This window comes from Deinococcus sp. LM3 (assembly GCF_002017875.1).
In the GTDB taxonomy this organism is placed as follows: Bacteria; Deinococcota; Deinococci; order Deinococcales; family Deinococcaceae; genus Deinococcus.
The window spans coordinates 1,262,501-1,277,500 of record NZ_MUFV01000001.1; the positions used below are offsets into that span (position 1 = coordinate 1,262,501).

Here is a 15,000-nt window from a genome sequence, read left to right on the forward strand (position 1 = left end):
CCGGAAATCGTGGACGCCGTCGCCGGGCGCGCCGAGATCTACCTTGACGGCGGCATCACGCGCGGCACGGACGTCCTGAAAGCCGTGGCGCTGGGCGCCCGCGCCGTGTTCCTCGGCCGGGCCGCCCTGTGGGGCCTCGCCGCCGGAGGGCAGGCCGGCGTGGAACGCACCCTGGAGCTGCTGGAAGACGAATTCCGGCTTGCCATGGCCCTGTGCGGCGCCGCGCGGGTCGAAGAACTGACTCCGGCGCTGGTGCGGCTGTAATGCGCAGCCAGCTCTCCTGCCGCCACACCTGAACGAGCATGAACACCAGCATGACCGTGAAGCCCAGGCCCCACACCATGCCGAACAGCGAAGAGCCGGGGAGTTCCGGCCGGTGTACGGCCTGCCCTGGGTTCAGAGGGTCGTAGAACACCTGAATGGTCTCGCCCACTGCGGGCTGAGGGTCGTCTCCGAGAGAGGCGCAGTCGGGTCCCTTGTGACGGCTCTCGTCGAACACGTCCCACCCGATACGGTCGCTCTGGTAGGTGCGGCCTTTCACGGCATACGAGTACGTCACGGCGCAGCTGTGTGCCAGGGAAGAGACGGCGGTGACGCGCGCCTCTACCGGCGTCCAGCCCCGAGAGCGAATTGCATTCACGACGGAAGTCCCTGGGAGAACAAGAAGGAATGAGCTGATCAGAAGCAAACCGGACCCCAACAGCACCGTTGATCCGGCGCGGTTCAAGGGAACAGAACGCCGGACAGCAGTGGCGCGGGGCATGCCCAGAAATTACCAGACGATTCTGCCCTGGCCTCTGCTCTCTCCTCCTTCACCGCAGGGTTTCCGGCAATCCGTACACGTTCCACAGGCGGTCCACGCGGTCCACAATCCCCTGGTCCATGACGATCTTGGGCGGCCACTCGCGCACGAAGCCTTCTTCGGGAATCTTCTGCGCGCCGTCCCAGGCGAGCAGGTGGCCGTGCAGGGTCACGTCGCGTTCGGCGTCGATGTTGTTCAGGATGGTCCACCAGACGTCCTGGATGTCGTTCACGTCGGTCTGGTCGTCGCAGATCAGCAGGTGGCGGATGCCGGCGGCGGCGGGGTGCGCGGCGAAGGCGGCGGCGAGGTCGCGGGCCTGCCCGGCACGGGTCTTGTGCAGCGCGACCAGCCAGTAGCCGTCCGGGGTATGCCGCTGGGCGAGGACACCGTCGAAGGTGGGCAGGTCGTGGGGCCCCTCACCCCGGCCCTCTCCCCAGGGAGTGGGAGACAGCACGTCCCCGGCCTGGTCGGGGCGGCTGCTGGCGGCGCTGCCGACCTCCTCGGGGCGTTTGGTGGTGGCGTCGATGATGAGTTTGCCGCCGTAGCCCCAGCCCCGGCTGGAGTGGTCGAGGACGTCAATGGGGCCGCGCGTGGTGAGGGTGTCGCGGCCCGGCACGGCCTTCTGCGTCACCTCGCGCCACACGGCCCCGAAGTCGGTGACGGTCACGTCCTCGTCGAGGACGACGATGACCTTGGCGAACATCATCTGGCCCAGGCCGAACAGGCCGTTGGCGACCTTGTACGCCTGCCCCGGGTACGACTTCTTGATGCTCACGAACACGAGGTTGTGCGCGACCCCGGCGGGCGGCATGTGGTAATCGACGATCTCCGGGATGATCAGTTGCGCGGCGGGCAGGAACAGCCGCTCGGACGCCTCGATCAGGTACGCGTCCTCCATGGGGGGGCGGCCCACGATGGTCGCCGGGTACACGGGGTTGCGGCGCATGGTGACGGCCGTGACGTGGAAGTGCGGGTACAGGTCCGGCAGGGTGTAGAAGCCCGTGTGGTCCCCGAACGGTCCCTCCATCACCCAGTCCTCGCTGGGGTCCACGTAGCCTTCGAGGATGAATTCGGCGTTGGCGGGCACGTCCAGATCCACCGTGACGCCCTTGGCGACCGGGTAGCGCTGGCCGCGCAGGTAGCCGGCTAGGGCGAACTCGTCCAGGCCCGGCACGGGTGGCAGGGGCGCGGTGGCGGCGTAGATCAGGGCCGGGTCGCCGCCGATGGCGACCGCGACCTCCAGCCGCTGGCCCATTTTCCTGGCCTTCTCCAGGTGCTTGGTGCCGGTCTTGTGCCGCTGCCAGTGCATGCCGGTGGTGTTTTTGCTCATGACCTGCACGCGGTACATGCCCATGTTGCGCTCGCCGGTTTCGGGGTCCTTGGTGATGACCAGCGGCAGCGTGACGAACGGACCGCCGTCCAGCGGCCAGCATTTCAGGACCGGGATCTTCGAGAGGTCCACCTCGTCACCGCGCCACACGACCTGCTGCACGGGGGCGTTTCTGACGCGGCGCGGCGGGAGGTTCATGGCGTCGCGCAGTTTGGTGACGTTGCTCAGCAGGCCCAGTTTGCTGCCGCCGCCGGACAGGTCGATGAGCGCGCGGACCTTGGCGGCGAGGTCGTCGAGGTCGCCCACGCCCAGGGCGAGCGCCACGCGTTCCTTGGTGCCCAGCAGGCCGATGACGACCGGGTAGTCGCTGCCCAGCACGTTCTCGAACAGCAGCGCGGGGCCGCCCTGTTTGACCATGCGGTCGGCGATCTCGGTGATTTCCAGTTCCCGGCTGACCGGGGTCGTGACGCGAATCAGTTCGCCGCGTTCCTCGAGGAGGCGCATGAAGCTCTGAATGTCCGGGAAGGCCATGCGCCGAGTGTAGTGGGAGGGAGGCGGGGCAACCGTACCCGTGCTTGCGGGCCTGACGGCCGCGTGAGAGGACGCTCAGGAAGGACAGCCCGCCGTGTGCAAGCCGGATCGCAATCAAAGTTGATGTATTTTGTACACTAATGACTTCCGGGCGGGGACCAGCCGGTCTCCCCCACCCGCCCCACCCAAGGAGTCCCACCATGAACACCCTGACCCGCACCACCCTGGCGCTCGCCGCCGCACTGACCGTCACCGCCAGCGCCGCCACCCCCACCACCCTGCAAAAAGGCGTGCTGAAAATCGGCATGGAAGGCACCTACGCGCCCTTCACCTACCGCGACGCGAAAGGCAACCTGACCGGCTTCGACGTGGACATCGCCAAAGCCGTGGCCGCCAGGATGGGCCTGAAAGCCGAGTTCGTCCTGACTGAATGGAGCGGCATCCTCGCCGGCCTGCAGGCCAACAAGTACGACGTGATCGTCAATCAGGTCGGCATCAACCCCGAACGCGAGAAGACCATCGGATTCAGCCGACCCTACGCGTACTCCAGCCCGCAGATCATCGTGAAGAAGGCCGGGAGCTTCAACCCGAAGACGCTGGCCGACCTGAAAGGCAAACGCGTGGGCGTGGGCCTGGGCAGCAACTTCGAGAAGAGCCTGCGCGACGCCGGCGGCATCAACGTCGTCACGTACCCCGGCGCGCCCGAGTACCTCGCGGACCTCGCCACGGGCCGCCTGGACGCCGCGTTCAACGACCGCCTGCTCGTCGGGTACCTGATCAAATCCCAGAACCTCCCGGTGCGCGGCGCCGGCGTGATCGGCAAACCCGAAGCGGTCGGCATCGCCATGAAGAAGAGCAACACCAGCCTCAAGGCCGCCGTGGACCGCGCCCTGCTACAGATCAAGGCCGACGGCACCTACGCCAAGATCAGCCGCCAGTGGTTCGGTCAGGACGTCAGCAAACCCTGAACGTCGCCGCGCCTCAGGGGTGGGCTACGAGATGAGAGGATATTCCTCAGGGCTCGTGGCCCACCCCTCATTCCCCGCCCGGAGACCTCATGAACCCCGGAGACACCATGAACACTGAACAGCTGCAACTTGTCCTCCAGAGCGCCTGGACGTCCCTGCCGACCCTGCTGGGCGCGCTGCCCGTCACGCTGGGATTCGCGCTGGCCGCCATGCTGCTGGGCCTGCCGCTGGGGTTCCTGGTGGCGCTGGCGCGGCTGTCCCGGCTGGGCTGGGTGCGGGGCCTGAGCAGCCTGTACGTGTCGTTCATCCGGGGCACGCCGCTGCTGGTACAGATCTTCGTCATCTACTACGGCCTGCCCAGCCTGGGCATCACCCTGAATCCCATCGCGGGCGGCGTGATCGCCCTGACCCTGAACGCCGCCGCGTACCTCAGCGAGACCATCCGCGCCGCGATCCTGAGCATCCCGCGCGGCCAGCGGGAAGCCGCGACCAGCCTGGGCCTGAACGCCGGGCAGACCATGCGTCTGATCGTGCTGCCGCAGGCCGCGCGGGTGGCGCTGCCCAGCATGAGCAACACCCTGATCGGTCTGGTAAAGGATACCTCGCTGGTCAGCGTGATCACGGTCGTGGAACTGCTGCGCAGCGCGCAACTGGTGATCGCGCGGACCTTCGAACCGTTCGGGCCGTACCTCGCGGCCGCGCTGATCTACTGGGCGGTCAGCAGCCTGCTGGAAGTCGTGCAGCGCGTCCTGGAACGCCGCTTCTCGCGCGGCAGCTGAACGCCACGGCCACGCGGCCCGCACGCCCCGCCCGGACCTCACACCGGGCGGGGCGCTTCTGTGCGGGGCACCTCCTGTGGTCGACACACCTTTCGGTTCACTGCTTTCGGTGGACGCCGCCCAGGCGGCACGTGGGTACGGTGCGGGCATGACTTCAGACGAGTCCGGCCCCGCGCTGTCCGGCCCCACAGCCCTGGACGCCCAGATCCCGACGGACGCGGCCCCGGACGCCCCGCACCCGGTCCTGACCGCCACGCCCCTGCTGCTGGCGCTGGGCCTGGGCACCGCCGCGCACCTGCTCGCGCACGGCACGCCCGGACTGGGCCTGAACCTGGGCGTCTGGCTGGTCCTGCTGATCGGCGCGGTCCTGTGGGCGCTGAACCGCCGGGGCGAACGACCCGACCGGGCGGCGCTGACGCTGCTGCTGACCGCCGTGGCCTTCGGCCTGAGCTTCACGCTGCGCGCGCCCACCCCGCAACTGGGGGTGCTGAACGCCCTGGCCCTGCTGACCTCGCTGACGCTGGGCCTGTCGTTCCTGCGCCCGGCCGGATCGGGCTTCGCCGGCCTGCGCCGCGCCGCGCCCGCGCACCTGCTGGGCGCGCTGCTGAGCGCCGGCCTGCGGCTGGCCTACGGTCCGCTGACACTGCTGGCCCGCTTTCCCTGGGAGCGGCTGCGCCCACCGGCCCGGCAGGGACCGCCGGGACGCGCGGGCCGGATCGCGCTGGGCCTGCTCCTGACCGCGCCGGTCGTGCTGGTGTTCGGGGCGCTGCTGGCCGGCGCGGACGCCCGCTTCGCGCAGCTGGGGAGCGCGCCGCTGCGCTGGAACCTGAACCTGGACGGCGCGTTCTCGTGGACGGTCACGCTGCTGGTGTGGTGCGCCCTGGCCGGCGGGCTGCTGTACCCGGCGCTGCTGGCCGCCCGACCGACCGTCCTACGCGTCCCGCCTCCTGCCGCGCGCCTGGGCCTGACCGAGACGGGCCTGCCGCTCACGGCGCTGGCCGCGCTGTTCGTGACCTTCGCCGCCCTGCAACTCCCGGCGTTGCTGGGCGGCACCCTGCCCGACGGGGAAACGTACGCCTCGTTCATCCGGCGGGGGTTCACGGAACTGATGACCGTGGCGTTCCTGACGGCCGGCGTGCTACTCGGCGCGCACGGACTGAGCGCCCCGCACACGCGGACCTCGGCGGGCTTCCGGACGCTGACGGGCGCGGTGCTGCTGCCCCTGGCCGTGATCCTGGCCAGCGCCGCGCAACGCTGGACGCTGTACACGCAGGCGTACGGCCTGAGCGAGACGCGGGTGCTGGGGGCCGCGTTCCTGACGTGGATCACCCTGACCCTGGCGTGGCTGGCATGGCGACTGTGGCGGGGCGACACCGACCGGTTCGCGTTCCCGGCTCTGCTGGGCGGCCTGCTGACCCTGCTGACCCTTACCGCCCTGAATCCGGCCGCGCTGATTGCCCGCGTGAACATTCATCGGCATCTGTCGGGCGTCACGAACGACCTGCGCCTCACGCCGCAGCGGGTGGGCGCGGCGGAGCTGGCGCAGCTGGGCGCGGGCGCCGTACCGGAGCTCGTGCGGCACCTGGACGCCCTGACCGTCCCGGCCTGCGGTCCCGGCACGGCGCCCGGCTGCACGCAGCGGCAGGACCTGATCAACCTCCTGCGCGACGTGTACGGCCGCGCGCCCGACTGGCGCAGCTGGAATCTGGCGTACGCGCGGGCATTCGCGGCCGTGCAGACCCTGCCGCCTGCCACCCCGGACAGCAGCAGCCGCTGACCCGCACACTCCCCCGTCCCCGCCGATCATGCCTGACCCTTGCCTGACGGCCCGCGATCACGGGGCGCTCACGGGGGGCCGCGTACCCTGAGTTCACCAGCAGGAACAGCGTCCCAGACGGTTTTCCTGCACGGTGAACCCTCAGTCGCCTCGTTCCCCCGCCCCGCGCCCCCATCCAGGAGACCCGCCATGACTGCACGCACTCTGACCGCCTATGCTCCCCGCTCCTCCCGTCCCGCCGCGTTGCTGGCCGCGCTGAGCCTGTGCGGGCTGCTCGCCCCACAGAGCGCACAGGCCGCGCCCGCCGAATTCGTGGGGACCTGGGTGAACAGCAACGTCGCCACCAGCGGCATCACCCGCGTGAACGTGACCCGCAGCGGCGACGGCCCGCTGACCGTGCAGGTGTTCGGCCGCTGCCACCCCACCGACTGCGACTGGGGCAGCGCCCCGGTCCTCACGTACGGCGCCAGTGTCAGCGACACCAACCACCTGACCGCCACCGCCGTGTACGCCAAGGGCTACTCGAACACCACGCTGGTCATGACCTTTACACGCGGCCGGCTGGACGTGCAGGCCCTGACGCAGTTCACGGACGGCAGCGGCCGCCAGAACTACGCCTCGCGCGCCGCCTTCACCCGCTACCGCTGACACGGACTCCGATTGAACGGTCTTTGCAGCCCATTCAATCCGAGCGGATGCGAGAAGGAGAGAAACGCCCCTCCGGACGTGGAGCTGGCAATCCGGTGAAGTTCCGGATTGTCAGCGAAACAAACGGAATCCGTATGACACGGCAACCTTTCCGCCCGGCGCCGCGTACTGGAAGGCAGGCAGGTCAAGCGTGGCCGGTGGATGACGCCCCCACCGCGCCTCTCCCCCTCCTGGTCCAGCTTCCCCCGCTCTCCTGAACTGATGCTCCAGTCTGCGCGCCGCCCCTCCTGTTCCCGGAAGGGCGGCGCGTTCGTGCGCGGCGTGCCCGGCGGCGACCGTCCGTCCTGGCCGACAGGCCCGCGCGGCGCCCGCGTTAGGCTGGGCGGCATGACCTCACCGATCACGCGCATGCAGCAGGCCCTCGCCGCGACCAGCCTGGACGGCTGGCTGGTGTACGACTTCCAGGGCCTGAACCCGCACGCCCGCACCGTCCTGAACCTCCCGGGTGGGGCGTTCCTGACCCGGCGGTTCTTCGTGTGGGTACCGCGCAGCGGGCCGGCCGTGGTGCTGCATAACCACATCGAGGGCGGCACCTGGGGCGAGATCACCCGCCACTGGAACGCCGAACGCCGCGCCTTCGGGTCGCACGGGCAGCTGGACGCCGCGCTGCGCGAGGTCGTGCAGGGCCGCACCCTGGCCATGGAATACAGCGCGGGCGGCGCGGTCCCGTACGTGAGCCGCGTGGACGCCGGTACCATCGAGCGCGTGCGGGCGGCCGGGGCCGCCGCCATTCACAGCAGCGCGGACCTGCTTCAGTCGTTCCTGGCCTGGAGTGCCGACGATCTGGCCGCGCACGAGCGGGCCGTGAGCGTGCTGATGACCGCCAAGGACGACGCCTTCCGCCTGATTCACGACCGCCTGCGGGCCGGGCATCCGGTCACGGAACTGGACGCGCAGGCCGTGATCATGCGGCAGATCGAGGCGGCCGGCATGAGCGCCGGGCACCCCGTGAACGTGAGCTTCGGCGTGAATGCCGCCGACAGCCACTACGAACCCAGCCCGGAACGTCACGCCACCCTGAAGCCCGGCGAGTGCGTGCTGATCGACCTGTGGGCGCAGGAACCGGGCCGCCCGTTCGCGGACGTCACCTGGGTCGGGTACGCCGGGACGCCCACGCCCGAATACCTGGGGGCCTGGGATGCCGTGGCGGCCGCCCGCGACGCCGCGCTGCGCACCCTTCAGGACGGCTACGCGGCGCGCGGCTGGGGAGAGTTGCAGGGCTGGATGGCCGACCGCGCCGCCCGCGACGCCATGGGCCCGGAGTGGGAAGCGTTCTTCCTGCACCGCACCGGGCACGACCTGGGCGTGAACATCCACGGAGCGGGCGCGAACCTCGACGACTACGAGACGCGCGACACCCGCACCCTGACCCCCGGACTGGCCGTGACCATCGAGCCCGGCACGTACCCGGCCGCGCGGGGCTTCGGGATCCGCAGTGAGATCGACGTGTACCTCGACCCGCAGACCGGGCCACGCGTGACCACCCACACGCAGCGCGCGCCGTTCATCCTGGGGCAGGGCGACTGGGCGCAGGTGCGCGCCCGCGCGTACGGCGACACGGGCCACTGATACGGATTCCGTTTGTTTCGCCAACAATCCGGAACTTCACCGGATTGCCGGCTCCACGTCCGGAACCCGCCCCGCTCCCACTCGCTTCGCTCGGATTGAATGGGCTTTGCAGCCCATTCAATCGGAGTCCGTATGACAGCACAGGCCACTGACGGCGGGCGGCCCGTGAGCGTCCCTTGAAGATTTCCTTCAGGCTTGAGGATGCCCCCCACGCCGGAACCGTTACCCTGAAGGCATGGCTAACCTCGGCTCCTCCACCATCATGCTGACCGGAGCGGGCGGCGCACTGGCCACCGCCATCGCACAGGAACTCGACGACGCGGGCGCGCAGATGGTCCTCGTCGGGCGCGGTGAAAGTCTGGCACGCGCCGCCGACCGCTTTCCCGCCACCGAAGTCCTCGACCTGGACCTGACCGATCCCTCCAGCATCGACACGCTCCGCCGGGTCAAGGTCGATACCCTGATCCACACGGTCGGGTCCTACAGCACCCAGGAAGCGCACAAGGCCACCCCGGACGACCTGCGCGACGCCTTCGACACGAACATGAGCAGCCTGTTCCACGCCGTGCAGGGCGTCCTGCCGCACATGCTCCGGCAGAAAGACGGCCTGATCATGGGCGTCAGCGCCGGGCAGGCCGCCCGCCTCAGCGGCCCCCGCGCAGCGCTGTACACCGCCAGCAAGGCGGCGGTCGCGGCGTACATCCTGAGCCTGCACGACGAACTGAAACACAAGGGCGTGCGCGGCATGGTCCTGTACCCCATGGGCGCCATCGACACGCCGGGCAACCGCGACGCCGGCATGGCCTGGGACACCATGATCGACCCGCGCGGCCTCGCCAAGAGCGTCGCGCACGCCCTGACCCGCCCGGACCGCGCGCACATCACCGAAATCAAGGTCTACCCCGATACCTGACACGGACTCCGATTGAATGGCTTTGCAAGCCATTCAATCCGAGCGGATGCGACTCGTAGAGCTGCCCCGCAGAGTGGGAATCAAGCGGGTTCCGGACGTGGAGCTGGCAGTCCGGTGAAGTTCCGGATTGTCAGCGAAACAAACGGAATCCGTACAAGGATCGGGGAGGGGGCGCTGCGCCAACCGGTCACGGCTGCTGCGCGGCGCCCCGCGTTCCCTGCGCCTTACCCGTCGGCCAGTGCGGCCAGGAAAGCGGCGGCGTAGCGCACGCCACTGGCGAAGTTGCGGCGGATGATGTTCTCGTTGGGGGCGTGGACGCGCCCGCCGATGTTCCCGATGCCCAGCGCGATGACGGGCGCGCCGACGTGCTGCATGAAGGGGTACATGGGGCCGCTGCCGCCCGAGCTGGGGTTCAGGATGGGTTCTTGGCCGTGCACGTCGCGGGCGACCCGCACGGCCGCCTGCACGAAGGGGTCGCTCAGGTCGCTGCGGGCGGGATGCTGGTGACTTTCGAGTTCGATGATCTCGATGTCGCTGAAGCCCTGCGCATCCAGGTGGGCGCGCAGGCGTTCCACGATGCGGTCCGGGTGCTGGTCCGGCACGAGGCGGAAGTCGAGTTTCACCATCCCTGAAGCGGGCAGGACGGTCTTGCTGCCCTGGCCCTCGTACCCGCCGTGGAAACCGTTGACGTTCACGACCGGCTTGAGGTTCAGGCGGGTGTGGTAGTCGTGGCCGTCGCTCAGGGGGCGGGTCACGTCGTACGTGTCGCGCAGCGCCTCGCCCCGGCCCTGAAGCTGGGCGATGGCGTCCAGGTCCGCCTGACTGGGGGGGCGCACGTCGTCGTGGAAGCCGGGAATCAGGACCGTGCCGTCCGGGCCGCGCAGGCTGGCGACGGCGGCGGCCAGTCGCCACAGGGGGTTGTCCACGACGGCGCCGTTGCTGCTGTGCAGGTCGCTGGCAGCCACGCGGCAGCGCAGTTCGACGCACACGATGCCTTTCAGTCCGGCGTACAGGACCGGGCGGCCCTCGGGGGTGATGCTCCCGAATTCCCACCACACGCCGTCGGCTTTCAGGTCGCTGGCGTGTTCGGCCAGGAAGCCTTCCAGGCTGGGGCTGCCGACCTCCTCTTCTCCCTCGATCAACCACCTGACCTTCAGGGGCAGGTGCCCGCCGCGTGCATCTTTCAGGGCGCGCAGTCCGGCGAGGCGTGAGATGAACTCGCCCTTGTCGTCGCTGGCGCCGCGTCCGTACAGGCGACCGTCCCGTTCGGTCAGGGTGAACGGCGGGGTGTCCCAGAGGTCAGCGGGATCCTCGGGTTGCACGTCGTAGTGGTTGTAGATCAGCAGCGTGAAGGGACCGTCGCCGGCCTCGGCCAGCAGGATCGGGGCGACCTGACCGGGGTACTCGCGGACGGTGAAGCCCTCGGTTTCCAGCAGTCGCGTGACGGCCTGCGCGGCCTCCGGCAGGGAGCGGCCCTGCGCGGAGACGCTGGGAATGGCCACGAGGTCGGCGAGATCACGCAGGCCGCGTTCGGTGTGCGCGGCGAGGTCGGCAGCAGTGGGTTGTGTCATGCCCGCAGGCTACGGGAGTTGCGCGCCGAGTGCGAGTGCCACCGCCTTCCCTGCCCACCCGGCGCAGTCCTGCTCGGGTGCAACCGTTTCGACCTACGGTTCAGCCGGAGTTCACTTCAGCGGACCTCATGCGTTCAAGGGTGTTCCCAGCGAGCTATGCCTGTACGCTTCCAGAATTCGGAAAAGCTGAGTTCTGTCGTGAACTCAAGGCCAGACAGCCCAGCCTCCTCGCAGGCGCGTTTTACTTCATCACGGACGTAGAGGTTGGAGCCGGAACGGAAGAGAGCAGGAATCTCCTGCTCGCTTTCCAGCGTGATGACGTTTCCGGTGAGACGGGCGCGCGCCTCCGTTCGGTCCAGGTGCTGGAGGGGGTAGATCAGGGCGTAGCCGTCGGGCGCCACCCTAACGTCCGGGTGAGTCATCATGGCGCGGGCCGAGGGTAACCGGAAGCCGATGGGCAGTTCCATGACGAAGACGGGGTACTCATGGAACAGCCCGGGCGCCTGCTGTCGGAGAACCTCCAGGGTCTTGAGGTTGAGCAGAGGCACGAGCAGGCTGGTTGGTAGGCAGTCCTCGCCCCAGATAGTTTGCAGATAGACCTCGCCATAGAATGGGGGCGTCAGTATCTCTGCGAGGGCATAGAAATCGGCTGGAAAATAGGAATCTTGATCTTTAACGAGGTCATGTTCGCAGAGGTAGATCTGAACCTCCGGACTTTCGTCAGGGTAATTGAGTCTCTTCCGCCGAAGAATCTCTGTAATGTCTGCGTCTGTCTTCCAGATGATGGCACTATGCTTCACTGCCTGAAGTCGTGCGGGTGCCTTTTGTGCCAGTTCCAGGCGGTCTGCACGATGTCTTTCAGGTTCGTGAACTGCGGCTTGAAGCCCAGTTCCTCGCGGATGCGGGTGGCGTCGGCCACGAGGCGGGGGGGGTCCCCGGCGCGGCGGGGGGCGAGTTCGCGGTTCAGGGGCGTGCCGATCACGTCGTCCACGGTGTCCAGCACCTCCTTGACGCTGAAGCCGTGGCCCAGGCCCACGTTGAAGGTGCCTTCGGTGCGCTGCCCGGCCAGCAGCGCCTCGACCGCCAGGACGTGCGCGTCGGCGAGGTCCTGCACGTGCACGTAGTCGCGGATGCAGGTGCCGTCGGGGGTGGGGTAGTCGTCGCCGAAGATGAACATCTTCTCGCGCTGGCCCAGGGCGGTCAGGGCGGCCAGTTCGATCAGGTGGGATTTCCCGGCGTGCGCCTCGCCGATGTCGCCTTCTGGGGCGGCGCCGCACACGTTGAAGTACCGCAGGACCGTGTACGGCAGGCCGTGCGCCGTGTGGAACGCGTGGATCATGTTCTCGGTCATGAGTTTCGTCTCGCCGTACACGCTCTCGGGCTGCATGGCGGCCGTCTCGGGGATGGGCACGAGGTCGGTGGTGCCGTACACGGCGGCCGTCGAGGAGAACACCAGCGGCACCTTGCGGGTCTCGGTGATGGCCTGCAGGAGGTTCAGGCTGCCGACCACGTTGTTGCGGTAGTAGCGGGCCGGGGCGCGCATGCTCTCGCCCACCTCGATCAGCGCCGCGAAGTGAATCACGGCGTCCGGCTGGTGGGCGTCCAGGGCGGCGCGGACGGCGTCGGCGTCGAGCAGGTCGCCGCGCACCAGGGGAACGTCGGCGGGGAGGGCCTCGGCGTGTCCGCTGGACAGGTTGTCGAACACGACCGGCGTGTGTCCGGCCCGGATCAGTTGCCGGACCGTGTGAGAACCGATGTACCCTGCGCCGCCCACCACGAGAATCTTCATGCGGTTCAGGGTAGTACAGGACCGGCCCGGGGGGTGACCGGTCCGCCAGACCGGTCGGGGGTCAGGCGGCGGGTGGTGCGGTGGTGCCGCGCACGACCAGACGGGTGGGCAGCGTGACGGGCGCGGCGGGCTGCCCGGCCAGCAGGGTCAGCATGGCCTGCCCGACCTGTTCGCCCTTGTCGCCCGTGGGCTGCCAGACGGTCGTGAGGTCCAGCGTCTCGCTGCCCGGCAGGTCGTCGAAGCCCACCACGCTGAGGTCCTCCGGTACGCGGCGGCCGAGCGCGGCGGCGGCGCGCAGCGCACCCTGGGCGAGCACGTCGCTCATGCACAGCAGGGCCGTGACCTGCGGGTGGCGGGTCAGCAGGTCGCGGGTCAGGGCCTCGCCGCTGTCGGGGGTGTTGTGGGCGGCCTCGGTGGGGTACAGGGTGGCGTCCGGGTGGGGGGCGGCGGCGGCGCGGTAGCCGCGCAGGCGCTGGTCGGTGGTGCGGTAGCTGGCCTGCGCCTCGCGCGCCGGGCCGACCGGGCCGCTGGAGCGCTGTTCCGAGAGTTCCAGGCACAGGACGCCCAGGTGCCGGTGCCCCAGCGAGAGCAGGTGCGCGGCGGCGGCCTGCGCCCCCCCGGCGTCGTCGATGCCGACGTTCACGGCGCCCACCTGGGGTTCCTGATCCACTAGGACGGTAGGCAGTCCGCGTTCCAGGACGGCGCGCAGCAGGGCGCTGCCGTCGGCGGCGCAGTACACGATGAAGCCGTCCACGCTGGCGTTCCGCACGGCCAGGGTCGCGTCTGCCTGCGAGTCGTGCGGCGCCGCGAGCAGCAGGACGTTCAGGTCGCGGTTCTGCACGGTGCGGGTGACGCTGCCCAGGAACAGCGCGGCGGCCGGGTCGGCGAAGGCGTAGTCGAGCGGCGCGTCGTACACGACGCCCAGCACGCCGGTGCGGCCCCGGCGCAGGCTGCGGGCCAGGGGGTCGGGACCGTGGTAGCCGAGGTCGCGGGCGGCCTGAAGCACGCGCTGACGCAGGTCCTCGCTGAGCTGGTCGGGTCGGTTGTAGGCGTTGCTGACGGTGGCGACACTGACGCCCAGGGTGCGGGCCACGTCCCGCAGGGTGACGCGCCCACCGGCGCGGGGAGGGCCGGCAGTATCGGTGGGCTTGGCGGGCGGCATACCGGAATGGTAGCGTATTCCCGGCCATTCTGAAACGATTCAGAGCACTGTCCAGCCGCCCCCTCCCCTGCCCACCCGCGAGGCCCCCATGACCGCCCCCAGCACCCCTGTCCAGCCACCGTCCCCCGACCGCCCCGGCGAGGCCGCCCGCCGCGCCCTGAGCGTCATCTTCCTGATCAACGGCGCGCTGTTCGCCACCTGGGCCGTGAACATTCCCGGCATCCGCGACGCCCTGAACCTCAGCGAGGCGCAGATCGGCGCGGCCCTGCTCGCCATCGGCCTGGGCAGCCTGTGCAGCATGACCCTCACCGGCGGCTGGACCGCCCGCCACGGCAGCCACCGCGTCACCTGGGTCGCCGCCGTCCTGTGCATGCTGACCCTGCTGCCCCCCTTCCTGGCGCCCGGCCTGCCACTGCTGATCGCCGCGCTGGCCGTGCTGGGCGCCGCGAACGGCAGCATGGACGTCGCCATGAACGCCCAGGGCGTCACGGTCGAGCAGCGCCTGAACCGCCCGGTCATGAGCCGCCTGCACGCCTACTTCAGCCTGGGCGGCGTCATCGGGGCAGCGCTGGGCACCCTGCTCGTCGGGCGCGTCCCCATGACCACCCACGCCCTGGGCATCACGGTCGTCACGGCGGCGGCCGCGCTGATCGCCGGGCGCTTCCTGCTGCCCGACCGGCCCCAGCCCACCCCGACCCCCGCCACTCCCGAGGCCGCTCCGCGCCGCGTCCCGATCAGTGCGGCGGCGGCGCTGCTGGGCGCCCTGTGCTTCCTGGGCATGCTTTCCGAGGGCGCCAACTACGACTGGGCCGCGCTGTACTTCCGGGATGTCCTCGGCTCGCCCGGCGGGCAGGCCGGACTGGGGTACGCGGCGTTCGTCACCACCATGACCCTGGGCCGCTGGTTCGGAGACCGCCTGCGCACCCGCCTGGGCGACGAGACCATCGTGCGCGGCGGCGCCCTCATCACCGCCGCCGGCCTGGGGCTGGCCCTGCTCACCCGCGACCCGCTGCCCGCCGCCGCCGGGTTCGCGCTGTCCGGACTGGGCCTCAGCAACGTCGTACCCGTCATGTACGGTGCCGCCGGGCACGCCCTGGGCGG

Annotated in this window: 13 protein-coding genes (2 of these 13 only partly in view); 8 read left to right on the plus strand and 5 right to left on the minus strand. The window is 69.8% G+C overall.

Annotated features, from left to right (window positions below):
• A protein-coding gene (locus tag BXU09_RS05905) for an alpha-hydroxy acid oxidase (protein WP_078301164.1) crosses the window boundary here: on the plus strand, positions 1-264 show its 3' end. It extends 831 nt beyond the left edge of the window; 264 of the gene's 1,095 nt are visible here — the last part of the coding sequence; its start codon lies off the left edge, out of view; its stop codon occupies positions 262-264.
• A gap of 548 nt (positions 265-812) precedes the next feature.
• Here the strand turns inward: BXU09_RS05905 and BXU09_RS05915 are convergent.
• Positions 813-2,663 (minus strand): menaquinone biosynthesis decarboxylase, encoded by a 1,851-nt coding sequence (locus BXU09_RS05915; RefSeq protein ID WP_078301167.1) that lies wholly within the window; start codon positions 2,661-2,663, stop codon positions 813-815.
• A 200-nt stretch (positions 2,664-2,863) separates the two neighbouring features.
• On the opposite strand from BXU09_RS05915, the gene BXU09_RS05920 reads away from it, so the two are divergent.
• From BXU09_RS05920 to BXU09_RS05945, 6 genes are all read left to right on the plus strand, one after another.
• Positions 2,864-3,631: a transporter substrate-binding domain-containing protein gene (locus BXU09_RS05920; protein WP_078301169.1), complete on the plus strand. Its 768-nt coding sequence runs from the start codon at positions 2,864-2,866 to the stop codon at positions 3,629-3,631.
• Between the two features lie 107 nt (positions 3,632-3,738).
• Complete coding sequence (locus BXU09_RS05925) at positions 3,739-4,410, plus strand: amino acid ABC transporter permease (RefSeq protein ID WP_078304792.1); 672 nt, start codon at positions 3,739-3,741, stop codon at positions 4,408-4,410.
• A 148-nt stretch (positions 4,411-4,558) separates the two neighbouring features.
• Complete coding sequence (locus BXU09_RS05930; RefSeq protein WP_078301171.1) at positions 4,559-6,187, plus strand: DUF4173 domain-containing protein; 1,629 nt, start codon at positions 4,559-4,561, stop codon at positions 6,185-6,187.
• Positions 6,188-6,376: 189 nt separating this feature from the next.
• On the plus strand, positions 6,377-6,835 hold the full coding sequence (locus BXU09_RS05935; protein ID WP_078301173.1) for a hypothetical protein: 459 nt from the start codon (positions 6,377-6,379) through the stop codon (positions 6,833-6,835).
• Positions 6,836-7,222: 387 nt separating this feature from the next.
• On the plus strand, positions 7,223-8,464 hold the full coding sequence (locus BXU09_RS05940; RefSeq protein WP_078301175.1) for a M24 family metallopeptidase: 1,242 nt from the start codon (positions 7,223-7,225) through the stop codon (positions 8,462-8,464).
• Positions 8,465-8,699: 235 nt separating this feature from the next.
• Entirely contained in the window at positions 8,700-9,377 is a 678-nt protein-coding gene (locus tag BXU09_RS05945; protein ID WP_055362461.1) for an SDR family oxidoreductase, read from the plus strand.
• Positions 9,378-9,601: 224 nt separating this feature from the next.
• Here the strand turns inward: BXU09_RS05945 and BXU09_RS05950 are convergent, their stop codons facing one another.
• From BXU09_RS05950 to BXU09_RS05965, 4 genes are all read right to left on the minus strand, one after another.
• A complete protein-coding gene (locus BXU09_RS05950; protein WP_078301177.1) occupies positions 9,602-10,948 on the minus strand; it encodes a M20/M25/M40 family metallo-hydrolase in 1,347 nt (448 codons plus the stop codon).
• 134 nt (positions 10,949-11,082) lie between these two features.
• Complete coding sequence (locus BXU09_RS05955; protein ID WP_078301179.1) at positions 11,083-11,748, minus strand: hypothetical protein; 666 nt, start codon at positions 11,746-11,748, stop codon at positions 11,083-11,085.
• The gene (gene galE, locus BXU09_RS05960; RefSeq protein ID WP_078301180.1) at positions 11,745-12,737 is read right to left on the minus strand and encodes a UDP-glucose 4-epimerase GalE; all 993 of its coding nucleotides are present in this window, start codon (positions 12,735-12,737) and stop codon (positions 11,745-11,747) included. The genes BXU09_RS05955 and galE overlap by 4 nt, the downstream gene beginning before the upstream one ends.
• Before the next feature lie 61 nt (positions 12,738-12,798).
• A complete protein-coding gene (locus BXU09_RS05965; protein ID WP_078301181.1) occupies positions 12,799-13,899 on the minus strand; it encodes a substrate-binding domain-containing protein in 1,101 nt (366 codons plus the stop codon).
• A gap of 88 nt (positions 13,900-13,987) precedes the next feature.
• On the opposite strand from BXU09_RS05965, the gene BXU09_RS05970 reads away from it, so the two are divergent.
• A protein-coding gene (locus BXU09_RS05970) for an MFS transporter (RefSeq protein WP_078301183.1) crosses the window boundary here: on the plus strand, positions 13,988-15,000 show its 5' portion. 175 nt of this gene lie beyond the right edge of the window; only the first 1,013 of its 1,188 coding nucleotides appear in the window; its start codon is at positions 13,988-13,990; its stop codon lies beyond the right edge, outside the window.